This window comes from Anaerocolumna xylanovorans DSM 12503, assembly GCF_900143645.1.
GTDB lineage: Bacteria > Bacillota > Clostridia > Lachnospirales > Lachnospiraceae > Anaerocolumna > Anaerocolumna xylanovorans.
This window is the reverse complement of record NZ_FRFD01000004.1, coordinates 94,913-111,226: the sequence shown is the minus strand read 5'-3', so window position 1 is coordinate 111,226 and position 16,314 is coordinate 94,913. Positions and strand designations below refer to the sequence as shown.

At 38.5% G+C, this 16,314-nt stretch carries 18 protein-coding genes; 9 read left to right on the top strand and 9 right to left on the bottom strand.

The annotated features are described in order from the left end of the window. Nucleotides 1-56: 56 nt before the first annotated feature. Complete coding sequence (locus tag BUF11_RS06690) at nucleotides 57-242, bottom strand: hypothetical protein (RefSeq protein WP_073588076.1); 186 nt, start codon at nucleotides 240-242, stop codon at nucleotides 57-59. Between the two features lie 117 nt (nucleotides 243-359). On the opposite strand from BUF11_RS06690, the gene BUF11_RS06685 reads away from it, so the two are divergent. The 3 genes from BUF11_RS06685 to BUF11_RS06675 all read left to right on the top strand — a co-directional run bounded on the left by BUF11_RS06685 (nucleotide 360) and on the right by BUF11_RS06675 (nucleotide 4,166). Beyond that, complete coding sequence (locus BUF11_RS06685; protein WP_073588075.1) at nucleotides 360-860, top strand: DUF5721 family protein; 501 nt, start codon at nucleotides 360-362, stop codon at nucleotides 858-860. Between the two features lie 145 nt (nucleotides 861-1,005). Further along, nucleotides 1,006-3,060, top strand: a complete 2,055-nt coding sequence (gene htpG / locus BUF11_RS06680) for a molecular chaperone HtpG (RefSeq protein ID WP_073588074.1) — start codon at nucleotides 1,006-1,008, stop codon at nucleotides 3,058-3,060. A 362-nt stretch (nucleotides 3,061-3,422) separates the two neighbouring features. Continuing rightward, complete coding sequence (locus BUF11_RS06675; protein WP_175562000.1) at nucleotides 3,423-4,166, top strand: CPBP family intramembrane glutamic endopeptidase; 744 nt, start codon at nucleotides 3,423-3,425, stop codon at nucleotides 4,164-4,166. A 59-nt stretch (nucleotides 4,167-4,225) separates the two neighbouring features. Here BUF11_RS06675 and BUF11_RS06670 read toward each other — a convergent pair whose 3' ends face one another. The 3 genes from BUF11_RS06670 to vanR all read right to left on the bottom strand — a co-directional run bounded on the left by BUF11_RS06670 (nucleotide 4,226) and on the right by vanR (nucleotide 7,662). Beyond that, nucleotides 4,226-5,725, bottom strand: coding sequence for a VanZ family protein (locus tag BUF11_RS06670; RefSeq protein ID WP_073588072.1), 1,500 nt, complete (start codon nucleotides 5,723-5,725; stop codon nucleotides 4,226-4,228). Between the two features lie 103 nt (nucleotides 5,726-5,828). After that, nucleotides 5,829-7,028, bottom strand: coding sequence for a sensor histidine kinase (locus BUF11_RS06665; RefSeq protein ID WP_084558521.1), 1,200 nt, complete (start codon nucleotides 7,026-7,028; stop codon nucleotides 5,829-5,831). Then, nucleotides 6,961-7,662, bottom strand: coding sequence for a VanR-ABDEGLN family response regulator transcription factor (vanR, locus tag BUF11_RS06660; RefSeq protein WP_073588070.1), 702 nt, complete (start codon nucleotides 7,660-7,662; stop codon nucleotides 6,961-6,963). Before vanR ends, BUF11_RS06665 begins: the two co-directional genes overlap by 68 nt. Before the next feature lie 403 nt (nucleotides 7,663-8,065). Between vanR and BUF11_RS06655 the strand changes: the two genes are divergently transcribed. The 6 genes from BUF11_RS06655 (at nucleotide 8,066) to BUF11_RS06630 (ending at nucleotide 11,933) form a co-directional block, all read left to right on the top strand. Further along, a complete protein-coding gene (locus tag BUF11_RS06655; RefSeq protein ID WP_073588069.1) occupies nucleotides 8,066-8,902 on the top strand; it encodes a DegV family protein in 837 nt (278 codons plus the stop codon). A gap of 209 nt (nucleotides 8,903-9,111) precedes the next feature. Beyond that, nucleotides 9,112-9,306, top strand: coding sequence for a hypothetical protein (locus tag BUF11_RS06650; RefSeq protein ID WP_073588068.1), 195 nt, complete (start codon nucleotides 9,112-9,114; stop codon nucleotides 9,304-9,306). Nucleotides 9,307-9,591: 285 nt separating this feature from the next. After that, nucleotides 9,592-9,978 carry a hypothetical protein gene (locus tag BUF11_RS06645; RefSeq protein WP_139243322.1) on the top strand — a complete coding sequence of 129 codons (387 nt, stop codon included), beginning with the start codon at nucleotides 9,592-9,594 and terminating at the stop codon, nucleotides 9,976-9,978. Between the two features lie 157 nt (nucleotides 9,979-10,135). Further along, entirely contained in the window at nucleotides 10,136-10,705 is a 570-nt protein-coding gene (locus BUF11_RS06640) for a hypothetical protein (RefSeq protein WP_073588066.1), read from the top strand. A 362-nt stretch (nucleotides 10,706-11,067) separates the two neighbouring features. Beyond that, a complete protein-coding gene (locus BUF11_RS06635) occupies nucleotides 11,068-11,574 on the top strand; it encodes a hypothetical protein (protein ID WP_073588065.1) in 507 nt (168 codons plus the stop codon). Between the two features lie 107 nt (nucleotides 11,575-11,681). Further along, entirely contained in the window at nucleotides 11,682-11,933 is a 252-nt protein-coding gene (locus BUF11_RS06630) for a hypothetical protein (protein WP_073588064.1), read from the top strand. 678 nt (nucleotides 11,934-12,611) lie between these two features. On the opposite strand, the gene BUF11_RS06625 is transcribed toward BUF11_RS06630, so the two are convergent. The 5 genes from BUF11_RS06625 to ribD all read right to left on the bottom strand — a co-directional run bounded on the left by BUF11_RS06625 (nucleotide 12,612) and on the right by ribD (nucleotide 16,288). Next, nucleotides 12,612-12,797, bottom strand: coding sequence for a hypothetical protein (locus BUF11_RS06625; protein WP_073588063.1), 186 nt, complete (start codon nucleotides 12,795-12,797; stop codon nucleotides 12,612-12,614). Continuing rightward, nucleotides 12,790-13,263, bottom strand: coding sequence for a 6,7-dimethyl-8-ribityllumazine synthase (ribH, locus tag BUF11_RS06620; protein WP_073588062.1), 474 nt, complete (start codon nucleotides 13,261-13,263; stop codon nucleotides 12,790-12,792). The genes BUF11_RS06625 and ribH overlap by 8 nt, the downstream gene beginning before the upstream one ends. 15 nt (nucleotides 13,264-13,278) lie before the next feature. Beyond that, a complete protein-coding gene (locus BUF11_RS06615) occupies nucleotides 13,279-14,478 on the bottom strand; it encodes a bifunctional 3,4-dihydroxy-2-butanone-4-phosphate synthase/GTP cyclohydrolase II (protein ID WP_073588376.1) in 1,200 nt (399 codons plus the stop codon). 92 nt (nucleotides 14,479-14,570) lie between these two features. Then, nucleotides 14,571-15,200: a riboflavin synthase gene (locus tag BUF11_RS06610; RefSeq protein ID WP_073588061.1), complete on the bottom strand. Its 630-nt coding sequence runs from the start codon at nucleotides 15,198-15,200 to the stop codon at nucleotides 14,571-14,573. Further along, on the bottom strand, nucleotides 15,185-16,288 hold the full coding sequence (gene ribD / locus BUF11_RS06605) for a bifunctional diaminohydroxyphosphoribosylaminopyrimidine deaminase/5-amino-6-(5-phosphoribosylamino)uracil reductase RibD (RefSeq protein ID WP_073588060.1): 1,104 nt from the start codon (nucleotides 16,286-16,288) through the stop codon (nucleotides 15,185-15,187). Before ribD ends, BUF11_RS06610 begins: the two co-directional genes overlap by 16 nt. Nucleotides 16,289-16,314: the final 26 nt, after the last annotated feature.

Here is a 16,314-nt window from a genome sequence, read left to right as displayed (position 1 = left end):
TTTGCAACAGCCCTTCCTTTGTATGATTATAATACCTATGGAAAATTCAGATAAAATCAGGAATACCTATCCCGTATATCTTCTTCACGGTTACCGGAAGAATCCAGATAGAGGTCAGAATATTGATTAAAAAGCTCTGAATGTTTATCTGGAAAATACATGGAGTTTTGAGACTCAAAATCTGTTACGCTGTTTTTGCTCGGAAAACGGTAATAGCTTCTTTTAGAATGATCAAAATACATATAAATATCCCTCCTTACTGAAATGAAAACCTTCATCTGGCAAAATAGCAGGTTTACAGTATGCTGTGGTTTTAATATGTTTTGACGTTAGTATCTGTATGTTGGGAGGAAATATACTTGTTATCATTAAAAATACTGGATGTTAAAAGCTTTATGGGCAGTCTTTTGATTCAGAAAGTCTTTGATAATTTTCTTTTATCAGAGGCAGAGATTACAACCTTTGCGCATTTTTCCGTAGAAGGAAAATTAAATCAGAATTTTTATACGGAAGAGGAAAAAGAAGAACTTAAATTAGGTAAATATGCCCGTTGGTCAGAGATCAAGCCCTATATATTTTCATTGATAAAAGGGAATAAACTTCCGGCGTTTATCAAAATTGTTATGGTATTATCGGCAGAGAATACAGAGAAGTTATTAATGCAATCTGGCGCATCTTTTAATAAAGAAGATATTAACGGACTGTTTCTAAATATCCGCTATGAAAAAGAAAACCTCTTAATAACAACAGGCACCTCTGTAAGCACCTTTACACTGGATAAAGCTTTGGAGCATTATTGGGATGACAGTATAAGGAAGTTCTTAAAGAAAGAAAATATTGCGGCGGAAGACTATGATTAAATATTTGAGAATTCGAAGGAAAAGTAAATGAAATTCATTTGTTAGCACTCACTACAGTTGAGTGCTAATTTTTTCTTGACAAACAGATACAAGCGTATTAATATTATGCTTATATGAGATATTAAGAAAAAAGGAGCGATTTATTATGATGAATGAACATGGTAGTCTGTCAATTAATTCGGAAAATATATTTCCAATCATTAAAAAATGGCTGTATTCCGACCATGATATTTTCTTTCGTGAGTTAATATCCAATGGCAGCGATGCGATTACAAAATTAAAGAAACTTGAATTAATGGGAGAAATCACCCTTCCGGAAGATAATAAATATAAGATAGATGTAATCGTAAATCCGGAAGAGAAGACACTCAAATTTATTGATAACGGTATCGGTATGACGGCTGATGAAGTAAAAGAGTATATCAATCAGATAGCTTTCTCCGGTGCAACAGATTTCTTGAACAAATATAAGGACAAGGCTAATGAAGAACAGATTATCGGACATTTCGGTCTTGGTTTTTATAGTGCCTTTATGGTGGCTGATAAGGTGACAATTGATACCTTATCCTGGCAGGAAGGTGTGGAAAGCGTACATTGGGAATCAGAAGGCGGTACAGAGTTCTCAATGGAACCTGGGGACAGGACAGAGAGGGGTACAGAAATTACTCTTTACCTGAATGAAGACAGCTATGAATTTTCCAATGAGTACCGTGCAAAGGAAGTAATTGAAAAATACTGTTCCTTTATGCCTGTTGAAATATATTTCAAGAATGCCAATGCAAAAGAAGAGCCTATTGAAGATGTGGAAGAAGACACCGAGGAAGAGGAATCCGAGGATGTTATTGATGCTAAAGTAGATGAGGACGGCAATGTAACGGAAGATGAGGAAGATAAAAAGGAAGAAAAGAAGCCGGAGGCACCAAAGCCCATCAATAATACCATTCCTTTATGGACAAAGCATCCGAATGATGTAAAGGAAGAAGAATACAAGGAATTTTATCGTACGGTATTCCATGATTACAAGGAGCCCTTATTCTGGATTCATTTGAATATGGATTATCCTTTTAACTTAAAGGGTATCCTGTACTTCCCGAAATTAAATACAGAATATGATACCTTGGAAGGTACCATTAAGCTTTACAGCAATCAGGTATTTATAGCAGATAATATCAAGGAAGTAATTCCGGAATTCTTAATGCTTTTAAAGGGTGCTATCGACTGCCCTGATCTGCCCCTTAATGTATCCAGAAGTGCTCTTCAAAATGACGGATTTGTAAAGAAGATATCCGAGTACATCTCCAAGAAAGTTGCCGATAAATTATCCGGTATGTATAAAGTGGAACGGGAGAATTATGAGAAGTTCTGGGATGATATCAGTCCGTTTATTAAGTTTGGCTGCCTGAAAGATGAAAAATTCAGAGAGAAGATGAAGGATTTTATTATCTTTAAAAATCTGGAAGGCAAGTACGTTACCCTGCCTGAATATGTGAAGGTTGCAAAGGGAGAAACAGCAGAAGCTGCAGCAGAAACTGCAGAAGAAACAAAGGCAGAAGAGAATACTTCTTCCGATGAAACTGCCGAGAATAAGGAAGAGAAAAAAGAAACTGTCTATTATGTTACCAATGAGCAGCAGCAGAGCCAGTACATCAATATGTTTAAGCAGGAGGGAATAGATGCCCTTATCCTCACCCATAGTATTGACCAGCCCTTTATTACTCAATTAGAGCAGTCAGAGCAGAGTTACAAATTCCAGCGTATTGATGCTGATATCACTGACAGCTTTAAAGAAGAAGGCCACAGTGAAGAAGCACTGAAAGAAGAAAATGACAAGCTTACGGAATTATTCAGAAAGACGCTGGATAAAGAAAAGCTGGAAGTTAAGGTCTTAAAGCTTAAGAATGAAAAAGTATCCTCCATGATAACCTTATCAGAGGAAAGCCGCAGAATGCAGGATATGATGAAGATGTACAACATGTATGGCATGGACCCTGGCATGTTTGGAAGCAGTGAAACACTGGTACTTAACGCCAATAACAAGCTTGTTCAGTATATTTTTGAACATGAAGACAGCCAGTATGTACCGTTATTCTGTTCACAGCTCTATGACCTTGCATTATTAAGCCACAAACCCCTTGAGGCAGAGGCCATGACAAGCTTTATCACCAGAAGCAATGAGATTATGGAGATTCTTGCAAAATAAACAAAAAGTTTAATAGATGGTAGAAAAGGACAGTCTGATTTCAGAGAAAGAATCAGACTGTTTTTTCAGCTCATAAGAAATTTCTCAAATTTCCTATGAGTTAAAAAACGCTCCGGTAAGGATGTACACCCGCTTTTGTGGAGGAAATCCTCCCGTTGGCCGGAAGTGAGAGTGTGATTGTGGAATTGAGAAAAATGTTGTATGATAAAAATTGAAAGGCAGTACACATTATTATATAATTTTGGTCAAAGGACGGGAGTAAATAATAGGAGGATTTAGTATGAAAAATGCATTGCATTTTTCATACACAAATTTGTGCTGACGCCCAAATTTGCGGCGCGTTGGCAGCATGGAGGTTTATTATGCATGAAGATTTTGTTATACAGAAGCACAGTGCACTTAGAACAATTCTTATGCACCTTATTCCAGGGCTTATTAACCTGATCATAATGTTGTTAATTCTTCCAATAATACAGTACTTTGGCCTTATTTCTCTTACTGCTGGTTTTCTTATGGTGCCGATTGCAATGGTTCCCGTCCAATTCGGTATATTACTTTATACTGCAAAGAAAACGACAGGTACATATAAAATCGGCAAGCTAATTCCATATCAGAAAAAGGCCAAAATAATGGAATATCTACTTTTTATTGTAATTATTATTGTTTGGGCTATGCTTGTTGGCAGAATATTGGAGCCGTTGGAAAACTGCGTGAGAGATGGTTTGTTTTCATTTGTACCAGACCATATTGCGCTGCGTAATATAGATTTAACCTTGTTTTCAAAAGATAGTCTTGTCTTTACTGCAATTTTAGGAATCTTAGCAAATGGAATTATTGCACCTGTTACCGAAGAACTATATTTTCGAGGCTTTCTACTTCCGAGAATCAACCTCTCACCAATTGGGGCTGCGGTTGCAAATGCCTCACTGTTTTCACTGTATCACTTCTTTTCTCCATGGTACTTTTTCAGCCGTCTGCTTACGATGGTGCCTATATACTATTGGGTAATAAAAAGGCAAAATATCAGGTTTTCGCTAACTGCCCATATTATTGCTAACCTCTACACCGCCGTAGGTATACTGGCTGCCGTGTTAGCATTAGAATAAATATTCAGGGTTCTTATATTGAGCATAATGGGAAGGTAAAGGTATAGCGTCAGCCATAATTATTGCTGTATGGAGTTATACAGCTTAATGCTGTCCTGCCATCTGCCTTCTTTGGTACTGCCCATTACTACACAAATGTAGGACCCTTTCTCAATATAGGCACAGGAAACCAAACAACAGCCGGCATTTTCGCTGCTGCCGGTTTTTAAACCTGCCGCAAATTCATAGTAATATGGGCTTTCAGGATTGATTAGTTCATTGGTATTGGAATAGGTTACTTCCTGCCCGCTAAGCCAGGTATCGGTGATTTGCGGATTTCCTGCAATACCTCGCAGAGTTTCTGATTCTAAAAATTCTCTGGCAATCAAAGCAAGATCTTTTGCTGTGGTATATTGTCCGTCCGCATCATAGCCGTCCGGATTTATAAAGTGTGAGTGGGTGGCACCAACCATAGCAGCCTTTTCATTCATTGCCTTTAAAAACACCCTGAGAGCTTTGTCTATGGATACAGTATCGTCACGGCAGATTTTTTTACCGGCAAAGACAGCAAGGGCATAAGCGGCATCATTGCCGGAAGGCAGCAAAAGAGCATCAAATAACTGCCGTATTGTCAGCTTATCTCCCGGATACAGCCATGCTCTGGAAGCATCCGCCGCAATCAGTCCTACCTCTTTTCCTATTAGTACGGTGTCATTCTCATCACAATAATCCAATACTGTCAGGGCTGTAAGCATTTTTGTGGTACTGGCGGGCGCAATCGGCTTGCTGCTTTCCTTATCGTACAATACGGTATTGGTGGTGGTATCCCATAAATATGCATTTTTCGCATCGATACTTACAGATATCTTCCTGGTTTCTTGAATTTTAGGCTCAGGATTAAGATATTGTACGGCTTTTTCAGGGTTGAAAGGAGGATTGAAAGTGCCGTCTGTCCTGACATAACCTGTTAGGAATACAGTAACAAGTATAAAAACTACAAGAACAAAAAAGCTTCCTGCATCTTGCCGTTTCCGGACTATTTTCGTATCTTTATGCTTAAAAACACCGGAATTCCTGCGGCAGAAGGGGACGAAAGATACTAATATTTTACCGGATAAATACCCCAATATAGTTCCGGCAGTATTTAGAAGGATATCGTCTATATCCGCAGCTCTGATCCCAAAAAGCTGCAGCAGCTCAATTAAAAGGGATATTCCGGCACCAGTCAAAAGGGTAAATAGGAACTTTTGACAGTGGTTGAAAAGAAGGACCAGAAATATTCCGAGAGGTATAAAAAGAGCAATATTCCCCCAGAAATTAAGCGGATTTGAGGATGCCGTATGCAGCGCCTGGAAAGGCGTCAGGTTAAAGTTTCTGAAAGAAGGAGGGAAGGAAATGGCTGAACCCGGTGAGAGCGTTACGGCAAAGACGGCTGTAATATATAGCCCTGTGGACAAAACCAATAATCTGTGAAACCATGTAATGCGTTCCCTTCGGATCCGATAACCTATTTCTGAAACTATTAAAAATAATATGCTGGCGGCAAATCCGGGAAGTAAATATGCCTGTATTTGTAACATAATAGCTCCTTTCGTATAGACTATATTCTAATTTGAAAATTTTAAATACCTAAGAAGTACAGGAGAAAATCATAAGATTTTCCTAAGAAGGGGATAGGGTTTATTATGGTATATCTGCTGTAGGAGTCTTGGGAAGTTTTACTGTAAATAAGGTGAACAGGTTATCACTCTGGGCTTTGATTGTTCCTCCGTGTAAGGTTATAATATCTTTTGCAATCGCAAGGCCCAGTCCGGATCCGCCGGTGGTACTTGATCTGGAAGAATCCAGACGGTAGAATTTTTCAAATATTGAGTTTAGTTTCTCCTTTGGGATGCCACCCTGGTTCTCAAAGCGGATAATAACTTCATCTGTTCTTTCCTGTGCACTTATATTGATAATGCTGTTGTCATCGCTATAAGCGATAGCATTCTTTAGGATATTATTAAAGACTCTGGCAAGCTTTTCAGAATCTCCCCGGATATTGATGGTTTCTTCGATGTTTATTTTGATATTCTTTTTATGTGCGGCCAGCTGGGGATATAGCTCATCTGTGAGTTGTACCATCATATAGCATAAATTAATGTCCTTTTTATTTAATGGCATGGACTGTAGGTTATAGCGGGTAATTTCAAAAAATTCATTCATTAGGGTATCCAGGCGGTATGCTTTTTCAAGTGCTATATGGACATACTTTGCTTTCTTATCTGCCGGCATATCAGACGCTTCGTCTAAGAGGCTTAAATAACCGATAACAGAAGTCAATGGGGTTTTTATATCATGGGCGAGATAAACTACCAGTTCATTTTTTCGCTGTTCTGCTGACTGCGCCTCTTTGGCCCGCTTTTTCAGCCTGTCCTTAACCTCATTAAGCTTAACCTCCATGAACGCAAGCTCGGGAGTCATAACAATATCCTCATCAGATTCTGCAGTCAGCTTGTCCACACCTGCAACCATCTGGTCAAAATATCTTGTAAACAGGGAGGCCGACAGCCGGAATAAAATAAGGAATAGGACAGCAATAACGATACCGATAATAATATCCATATTGTTACGGAAATAATACCAGTAGATCATTAGGGCACTATCCCTGTCGACTCCTGAAAATATACTGATAAAATATACCAAGTGGTCTGCGACTTTTCCTTTTAACATAGAGCGAAGGGAAATAGCAAGAATAGCGGCAAGTACCAGCACAGCAATTGTTTGAAAGAATAGCCTGCGAAGCAGCCGGTTATATATTTTTCCATTTACAATATTACTTTTCAATTTTATAACCGACCCCCCAAACAGTTCTGATATACTTCGGATTTTCTGCTGTGTCATTCATTTTTTCCCGCAAATGCCTTATGTGTACCGTAATCGTATTATTGCTTTTGCAGTAATACTCATCCTCCCAAATCATATGAAACAGTTCTTCGGCACTGACCACGCTGCCTTGCTGCTCTAAAAGGATACGGAGTATGGAGAACTCAGTGGGTGTCAGGATTAGTGCCTTATCATTTAGAAAACACTCATGATTTTTTATGTTCATAACCAAACCGGAATGGATAATAACAGTTTCAGGTGCCGGCTCTTTTTGAAAAATATTGTATTTTTTGTAACGGCGCAGCTGTGCCTTTACCCGTGCCACTACTTCAAGAGGGCGGAAAGGTTTTGTTATATAATCATCGGCACCCAGAGTCAGGCCGGTAATCTTATCAGACTCCTCCATTTTGGCAGTCAGCATAATAATGGGGTAATTGTATTTTTCCCGTATCTTTTTACAAATGGTAAAGCCACTTGTATCTGGCAGCATAATGTCTAATATAGCAAGGTCAAGCTCAGTACTTTCAATACAGGCAAGCGCATCCTTTGCAGAGTAAAATTTAAAGATGGTATAGTTTTCGTTCTTTAAGTATACCTCAATCAAATCAGCAATTTCCTGTTCATCGTCTACGACAAGTATTCGGTTGTTCATCCATTCCAACTCCTTTCCTAAAGCTTTTGTTAGTATACTATTTTAATCCATTTCATAATTGGATTTATATTTTTTTACCTGCGAAATTGTTAAGATTTTCATAAGAAAATAAATTTTCAGATAAATTATGCCCGTATTTTTGGAACTGATTATGAATTAAGGCCTGAAATGGAGGAATAATAATTATGAAACATCCATTTTCTAAAAATTTTTTAATTTAACTACTTTAAAAATATATTAATGTATGTTACAATTAGTGGTAATGAAAACTACATAAGATAGTAATTGGAATAAAACAATATGGTTGACATAACTAATATACATTATGGAAACCAAATTAAATGTACAAAAGCTGTAATACACTGGCTATATTGAAAGAATCTGAATTCTTGGAGGAAAACAAATGTCATATAAAATAATTGTAGATAGCTGCACGGATTTAACGGAAGATATGAGAAAAGATGGACATTTTCATGTTGTATCTTTAACTTTGCAGGTAGGAGAGAAATCGATAATTGATAATGAAACCTTTGACCAGGCAAGATTTTTAAGGCTGGTCAGTGAATCACCGGTTGCTCCGAAATCCGCCTGTCCGTCACCGGAAGCCTACATGGAGCTTTATAAAGGGGAAGAAGATATTTATGTTGTTACTCTCTCGGCCAGTTTAAGCGGGTCTTTTAACAGTGCTGAAGTTGGCAGGAAGCTATATCTGGAAGAGAATCCCCATAAAAACATTGAGATATTCAACTCCTGTTCAGCGTCAGTAGGCCAGACACTTATAGCATTGAAAATACAAGAATATGCCAAATTGGAAAAGAGCTTTCAAGAGATAACCAGGTTGGTTCACAAATTCAGAGAGAACTTAAGCACAAAGTTTGTACTTGAAAATCTGGATACTCTTAGAAAGAGCGGAAGGCTTACGGGTCTTAAGGCAATTATCAGCAGTGTATTAAATATAAAGCCGGTTATGTATGGAACATCGGAAGGGACAATCAATAAACTAGATCAGGCAAGAGGAATTCAGAAAGCGCTTGGGATTATGGTGGAATCGGTTGTGAAGGATGTAAAGAATCCGGAGAGCAGGATATTTGCCATAGCCCATTGCAATAATCCGGCAAGAGCCCAATATGTGAAGGAAGAGGTTCTTAAAAGAGTTTCCTTTAAAGACTGCATCATTGTAAATACGGCAGGAGTAAGCTCTATGTATGCGGGGGATGGCGGTATTATTATAAGCTATTAGGAGAGCATGTCCCGAGGCATCTCGTCTTATCCAAAAGGCAAATGCAATTATCCTCGTCGACAAGTAGAAAAAGTAATAGAAAATAATGCGAAAGCATCTAAAAATTCAGACCTAGACAGGGCATTAATCCGTCCCGTCTCAGGTCTATTTTTTTACCCATTTCGGACCTGACCACGTGTAGCTTCTAACAATTCAGCGCCGAAAAATCCATGAAAAAAATGAAAGTAGAATCCCTGAAAACATCCCTATTTTCAAGTGTTCCAGCTCTTTTCGTTTTTGGAAATGAAGAAAAAGGAATGGAAAGCAAGAAGGAAATGAGGAGGAAAAGAGAAGAAGGAATGAAGGAAAAGCAGAAGGAAGAAATGAGCTTCCTAGGAAAATTGCTGAGAGAAAACCTTGATTGAAGTTGAGCTTCATTAGAGGATAAATGAAATCGCTCCAAACGAGGCTAATGGGGATAATTGTATTTACCCTATGACATAGCGGTATTCAAAAATGATGCTTTTCGGAGAAATATTTGACAGGGATGAGTCGCGGAAGTGGTTTGAAATAAGGCATTTGAGAAAACTCAACTTTCCGGATCCTTTCCGGATTTTTTCCGAATTATGCCCGAACTTATTTATACTTGGGAAAATCTCATTAAAAATCGGAGGTGAGTAAAATTAGGAACAGAATTCAAAAGGGTCGTTGTGAAAAGAAGAAGGTTTGTAAGTGTCAGGAAGTTTGTAAAACATATGATAAGGTCCAGGCTGCATGTTTGGACTATCTATCTGGGAGAGAAGATATTGCAGAAATCCAGTGTAATGTATTTTAGAAGGATTGGATTTGGAAGGTACCCATCATTTCACCAGTTCAGATATTTTTATCGCAAGACCAGGAAACTTGAGAAGGTCGGTGTTAAGCCTTGGTATCTAAATGATATATATGAAGATGTAAATGAGTTGTTGAAGACCAAGATTTTTTTGCTTCCATTAAATATTTTTAAGTTATCAATTATGATATTTAAAGGGGTAAAGATTTTAAACATACAGAAACATCGAGAAAGTAAGAGTGAAGGGAGGGTTTTTGGCAGCTGAGAGCTAATGGAATAAAAAGGTAGAAATTCATATTCTGTGATGTTATAATTTGATTAATGATTTGATATTGTTTCGACAGGAGAAAACAATTTTATAAAACGCAGGGTCAAACAGGAATTTGTAATACAGATTATTTATATTTTGTGGGGGGATAAAAATGCCAACTTTAAAAAAGATAAGAGACACAATGAAAAAGCAGAAAATTAATGGTGAGATTATGGAACAAATGGACTTTGAAGCTGACTGCAATAATCCGCATAATATTACTTCTCTAATTGACAAAATGGATAAGTTGCTGACAAAGGAACAATGTCTTTCAATTATGGAAAAACAAGGCTGTTGCAAGGGAGGTCAGCGTGACAAGGACTGTAAGGCGTTTGCCTTGGAACACATAGATAAACCTTTTTCTGAAAAACTTGCATTGATGTCAAGTATTCAATATATGATGTCGCCTTGTCTGAATGACGATGGTACATTTACGATTACATTTGGCGGCTATCAAAATGGTGTTCACACGGGTAAAACCACTTGTTCCTGTGGTTCGATTAAAAAATTAAAACAGCCTTTTTCCATTTCGCCTACATACTGCGGTTGTTGTGCAGGACACTTTTTATATCACTATCAAAACGCTTTGGGAGTAAAGCTGAAATTGAAAGAAATCAATTCATCACCACTTAATACAAACGGTGAAAAGCCTTGCAAGTTTACATTTGAAGTTCTCGGTTAACACGACATTACTAAGCATAATGCGAAGCTTTCGAATTCTAATTTGCTGAAATTCTTGTTTGATTTTCCGAAAGGACAGTCATATCTGGCAATTAGAAAAGTAGAAATGATAATAAACCTGTCAACTGTCAATTACATATGGTTGGTAGATTTTTTCTTCTATAAAATATATTTTTAAGTCATCGATAATGATATTTGAAGAAATAAAAGGTTTTAAATATATGGATATATCGCCATATATTTATGGGTATGGGTTAGATAAGTATATTGAATTTTTGAGTTGATAGGTGAGAATTAATGGAATAAAAAGGTGGAAATTTACAGTGCGGTATAAAAATGTTACGAATCCAAGGAGGCGCATAAATGAAGAAATGGGAAGAATTTATTTTTGAATTCTATGAGATGATAAGCAACGAGGAGAGATTGGTCTATCAATCTATAATCGAAGCATTGGTTGAATTGGATTACACTCCCATGAGAAAACGGACAAAAGGGTTTATTCTTTCATTTAATAACCTTGCTCATAACCGAGTATTAGCACGGTTCGGCGTCCGAGAGGGTGGCGGAAAAGCATTTTTCGGATTGCGTTTTTCGTCATGTAATAATTACTCGGACAAATTCGCTGGTGTCATCCGTGATAGGATTTTATCAAGCAATAACCGCCTCGCAAAATGTGGGGAATGTGGTTATTGTAAGGGCGATAAATTTGTTTATACATATACGTTTCCCAACGGAGAAAGCAAAGATGCGTGCGGTGCATTTGTGTTGGAAATACCCGATGTTACGTTATCTGATGTCAACGAAATCAAAAAGCTTATCAACGAACAGCACGAATACTTCATGAAGAACGCATTGTATGTTCCAAAATAATATTTGCACTGTGGTACGTCAATGAGAACGGCCCGAATACCTAATTCCTGCTTGTCCGTCTGCAGTGACGTGATAAAGCAAGAGGACAAAATCCGGGCGTTTTTGATGTGTTAACCGAATGGATACTGGACGATTCCCAATGGGGTGACGAAAAACTTGCCGAAAATGAACAGATTTTGATGCAGGGTGTGTTTGCGCGGTTCAAAGAACAGAACGCACAGCTTTGCGCATATTTGAAGGAACTCGAACCGTCCGGCGTGGTCAACGCGGCGGTGTTCAAAGCGTTAGAGAGGTTTGATGACGAATTATCGAGAGGGTCGGCCGATGAACAGCTGCGTGAAACAGTTGCCAGTGTGTAACCGTGTACCCTGCATACCAATTCGGGACACGGAGGTGATGAGAAGAAACGAACTGTGGTAGGGGCTGTTTCTTCTCTTTTTTTATGGTTACTTAAGAACTATAAGGTAGTAAGCTGAAATGGTCAAGAAAAAGCGCGTCGTAAAGAACAACGCACTGAAATAGATAAAGTATGGAATTGGAGATTTGAAAATGTCGTGATAGTGTCGTCGGAAGAAAGTAAAGCCCGTCTCAGGTCTATTTTTTTACCCATTTCAGACCTGATCACGCAACGCTTCTAAAATTAAACAGCAGAAAAATCCCAGGAAAATCAAGCGTTTCATCTCTTTCCGTTTTTTGAAAAGAAAGAAAAACGGAAAGAGATGAAGAAAAGAGAAGGAAGAAATGAGATTCCTTGGAAAATGATTGAAGAAAATCTCAATTGAATATGAACCTCGTCAGAGGCACCTTGCATTATCCTCGTCGACATAATAAAAAATAAGGCGAAAACATTGCAGAGTAATAAAAAATTCAGACCTAGATAGGGCGTTTCACCGCCCCGTTTTAGGTCTGTTTTTTACCCAAGACATATCAGACTTAATATGATTTCTTACAAAATATAGGGCTTTTTATAATGCTTTATCTATAATAGCTGCAAAATATCAGATAACATTTTTATTCTAAAAGTGGCTGGTTTTAATTCAGCAAGTGTTCCATATTTCCTCAGCCGTAAAACCCAGCCAATAGGAAATTTCCAGGTCCGAGAATTCCTTAGAGGCAGCAAATCCCTTTTCTATAAGATAGGTGTAAGCCGAGCAAAATGCGGGAGCATAGATTTTTATACTGTTGTGAAGGGTACCGTCATAATCGGATATTAAATTAATCATTGTTACCGATTTCTCTGATTAGATTCACCATTTCAATTGCTCCTACTGCACAGTCGAACCCTTTGTTACCCGCTTTGGTGCCGGCGCGTTCAATTGCCTGTTCAATATTTTCGGTAGTAAGTACACCGAACATTACAGGTATGCCGCTGCTCAAGGATACATTGGCAACCCCTTTTGATACTTCGCTGCAAACATAATCATAATGAGTGGTACTTCCACGGATTACTGCACCCAAACAGATGATCGCATCATATTTTTTGCTTTTTGCCATCTTCGAAGCAATGAGAGGTATTTCAAAAGCACCGGGAACCCAAGCAATTTCAATATTGTCCTCTTTAATTTCATGCCTTATTAGTGCATCTACAGCGCCGCCAAGCAGCTTGGATGTAATAAACTCGTTAAATCTCGCTGCAACAATACCTATTTTAATGTCCTTTGATACCAATTTTCCTTCATAAGTTTTCATTTAAAAACTCCTCCATTATATATTTAAAAAATGTCCCATTTTAATTTGCTTTGTTTTTAAATAGTGTTTATCGTGTTCGTTTGCTTCGATTTCTATCGGTACACGTTCTGTGATTTTAATACCAAAATCAGAAAGTTGATATACCTTGTCCGGATTATTGGTAATAAGCCGCATGGTTTTCACTCCTAAATCACGAAGTATCTGTGCGCCAATATAATACTCACGCAGATCCTCTTCAAAACCAAGTGCAAGATTTGCTTCTATGGTATCCATACCTTGACTTTGAAGCTCGTAGGCCTTTAATTTATTCAGCAGGCCAATGCCCCTGCCTTCCTGACGCATATACAAAAGAATGCCTCGGCCTTCTTTTTCAATCATCTTCATAGCCTGCGCCAACTGGTCGCCGCAGTCACAGCGGGAGGAATGAAAAACATCACCGGTCAGACATTCGGAATGAACACGGCATAAAACCTCTTGTCCGTCCCCTATTTCACCTTTTACAAGCGCCACATGATGTTCGCCATTTAATTTATTGCTATAGCCGTAAGCACGAAATTCACCATAAGCAGTTGGTAAAAGCGGACTTGCAACACGTTCTATCAGGTTATCAAACTTCTTTCGATAATCTTGTAATGCCTTGATAGTAATAAACTTCATATTCCACTTTTGCGATAGTTGGATAAGTTCCGGAGTACGCATCATATACCCGTCTTCCCGCATGACTTCACAACACACCCCGCACGCCTTGAGACCGGCAAGCCGCATTAAATCAACGGTAGCTTCGGTATGTCCGTCACGCTCCAAAACGCCATTCGGCTTCGCCAGGAGAGGAAACATATGCCCCGGACGGCGAAAGTCCTCGGGTTTTGTATTTTCGTCTGCTGCCTTAAGAGCGGTGATGCTTCTTTCTGCTGCAGAGATGCCGGTTGTGGTATCTACATGGTCAATAGACACTGTAAAGGATGTCTTATGGTTGTCAGTGTTGTTGGATACCATTTGAGGAAATTGCAAACGGCTAATAAATTCCTCGCTCATGGGCATACAGATTAATCCTTTTCCGTTAATCGCCATAAAATTAATGTTTTCAGTTGTGGCAAATTCAGCAGCACAAATAAAATCACCTTCATTTTCACGGTTTTCATCATCAGTAACAAGAATAATTTCCCCTTTTCGCAGGGCTTCTAATGCTTCTGGGATTGTGTTAAATTTAAACATAATAATACCATGCCCTTTCTGGTACCTGCAAACTTTGGGCTGCAGGCACAAAGTTGCGTTTAAAAAATGCAATGCATTTTTCGACTTGCCTCCTAAAATCCATTTCTATTCAAAAAATCTTCCGTAATACCCTTGCTATCTTGTGCAAACTTTTTGATATACTTGCCAACAATATCGTTTTCCAGATTTACAATACTGCCGATTTTTTTCTCTGAAAGTGTGGTTTCCTTAGCTGTGTGAGGAATGACTGATACAAGAAAACTGTCATGCAAAATGCCTGCGACAGTAAGACTGATACCGTCTATGGCAATCGAGCCTTTTTCTACAATATATAACATTATTTTAGGGGGTGTTTTTACCGTGTACCAAACTGCAATATCATCTTTTTTGATGGAAGTAACTTTACCAATTCCGTCAATATGTCCTGACACTATATGACTGCCAAATCTTCCGTTTGCCAATACAGCACGTTCCAGGTTAACTCCGTTCCCGGCAGTCAAGCTTCCAAGTGAAGATTTTGACAGAGTTTCATTCATCACATCAGCGGTAAAGAAATGATTTTTGATACTAGTAATGGTTAAACATACGCCATTTGTTGCCACACTGTCTCCAAGTTTTAGGTCATCGAATATTCGATTTCCTTCAATGGTTAGTACCGCTGATTTAGCACCTTTTTTTATATTTCTGACAACGCCTGTCTCTTCAACTATTCCTGTAAACATGTATAATCCACTTCCCCTTCAATAAGAATATCCTCATCAAACCATGAGATTGTTTGGTTTTTCAAAGTAAAGCAGTTACTTATTTCTTGAATGCCAACACCTCCTACAGGCGTTTTTGATTGGCTGCCGCCAAACAGTTTCGGAGCAATATAAGCTTGCACCTTATTCACAATCCTGCTTTGTAGAGCGGAAAAATTCAGGGTAGAACCTCCTTCTAAAAGAACACTGTCAATCCCTGCTTCACCAAGTTCTTTCATCAAATATTTTAAATCGATATAATTTTCTTTTCGTTTAATTACAAGGATCTCACAGCCATGAGCAAGGTAGGGATTATGTTTTTCGTTGTTGTTACAAGCTGTAGCAATAATGGTCTTTACTTCTTTTGCTGTGGTAATAACAGTAGATTCAAGTGGTGTATTTAAATCTGTATCACATATGATGCGTACCGGGTTTCTGCCTCCATCTATACGGCAGGTAAGGGATGGATTATCTGCAATTATCGTGCCCGTGCCAACCATAATGGATGAATACTGGCTGCGGCTTTTATGAACATTTTCCCTTGCATTTTCACCTGTAATCCATTTGGATTTCCCATCTGATGTTGCAATTTTTCCGTCCATAGTCATGGCAAATTTCATTACAACATAAGGAGTTTTGGTTTCGATATAGTGGAAAAAAACCGCGTTGAGCTTTTGGCATTCGTCCTGTAATACGCCTGTAACTACATCAATTCCTGCATCTCGCAGAATGGCAGCTCCTTTTCCTGACATCATAGCGTTAGGGTCAAGGCACCCAATGACCACCTTTTTTATACCGCTTTGTAAAATGGCTTCGGTACAAGGAGGGGTTTTCCCATAATGGCAGCAAGGTTCCAAAGTAACATACATGGTTGCATCTGCAGGACTCTCAAGACAATTACTGAGTGCATTTCTCTCAGCGTGCCATCCGCCATACTTTTCATGCCAACCCTGTCCAATTATTTTTCCGCCTCTGACAATAACCGCACCTACGAAAGGGTTGGGATTTACAAAACCGATACCTTTTTTTGCAAGCGAAAGGGCATAGTTCATATACTTTTCATCAGACATATGATTCCTCCATAAACAAAAAATGC

Excerpts from the sequence above, each read along its gene's own strand:
- BUF11_RS06665 (WP_084558521.1), bottom strand. The coding sequence starts at position 7,028 with ATGACACAGCAGAAAATCCGAAGTATATCAGAACTGTTTGGGGGGTCG.
- ribH (WP_073588062.1), bottom strand. The coding sequence starts at position 13,263 with ATGAAAACTTATGAAGGAAAATTGGTATCAAAGGACATTAAAATAGGT.
- htpG (WP_073588074.1), top strand. The coding sequence starts at position 1,006 with ATGATGAATGAACATGGTAGTCTGTCAATTAATTCGGAAAATATATTT.
- BUF11_RS06655 (WP_073588069.1), top strand. The coding sequence starts at position 8,066 with ATGTCATATAAAATAATTGTAGATAGCTGCACGGATTTAACGGAAGAT.
- BUF11_RS06675 (WP_175562000.1), top strand. The coding sequence starts at position 3,423 with ATGCATGAAGATTTTGTTATACAGAAGCACAGTGCACTTAGAACAATT.
- BUF11_RS06615 (WP_073588376.1), bottom strand. The coding sequence starts at position 14,478 with ATGTTTAAATTTAACACAATCCCAGAAGCATTAGAAGCCCTGCGAAAA.
- BUF11_RS06670 (WP_073588072.1), bottom strand. The coding sequence starts at position 5,725 with ATGTTACAAATACAGGCATATTTACTTCCCGGATTTGCCGCCAGCATA.
- BUF11_RS06650 (WP_073588068.1), top strand. The coding sequence starts at position 9,112 with ATGAAAAAAATGAAAGTAGAATCCCTGAAAACATCCCTATTTTCAAGT.
- BUF11_RS06625 (WP_073588063.1), bottom strand. The coding sequence starts at position 12,797 with ATGATTAATTTAATATCCGATTATGACGGTACCCTTCACAACAGTATA.
- BUF11_RS06635 (WP_073588065.1), top strand. The coding sequence starts at position 11,068 with ATGAAGAAATGGGAAGAATTTATTTTTGAATTCTATGAGATGATAAGC.
- ribD (WP_073588060.1), bottom strand. The coding sequence starts at position 16,288 with ATGTCTGATGAAAAGTATATGAACTATGCCCTTTCGCTTGCAAAAAAA.
- vanR (WP_073588070.1), bottom strand. The coding sequence starts at position 7,662 with ATGAACAACCGAATACTTGTCGTAGACGATGAACAGGAAATTGCTGAT.
- BUF11_RS06610 (WP_073588061.1), bottom strand. The coding sequence starts at position 15,200 with ATGTTTACAGGAATAGTTGAAGAGACAGGCGTTGTCAGAAATATAAAA.
- BUF11_RS06690 (WP_073588076.1), bottom strand. The coding sequence starts at position 242 with ATGTATTTTGATCATTCTAAAAGAAGCTATTACCGTTTTCCGAGCAAA.
- BUF11_RS06640 (WP_073588066.1), top strand. The coding sequence starts at position 10,136 with ATGCCAACTTTAAAAAAGATAAGAGACACAATGAAAAAGCAGAAAATT.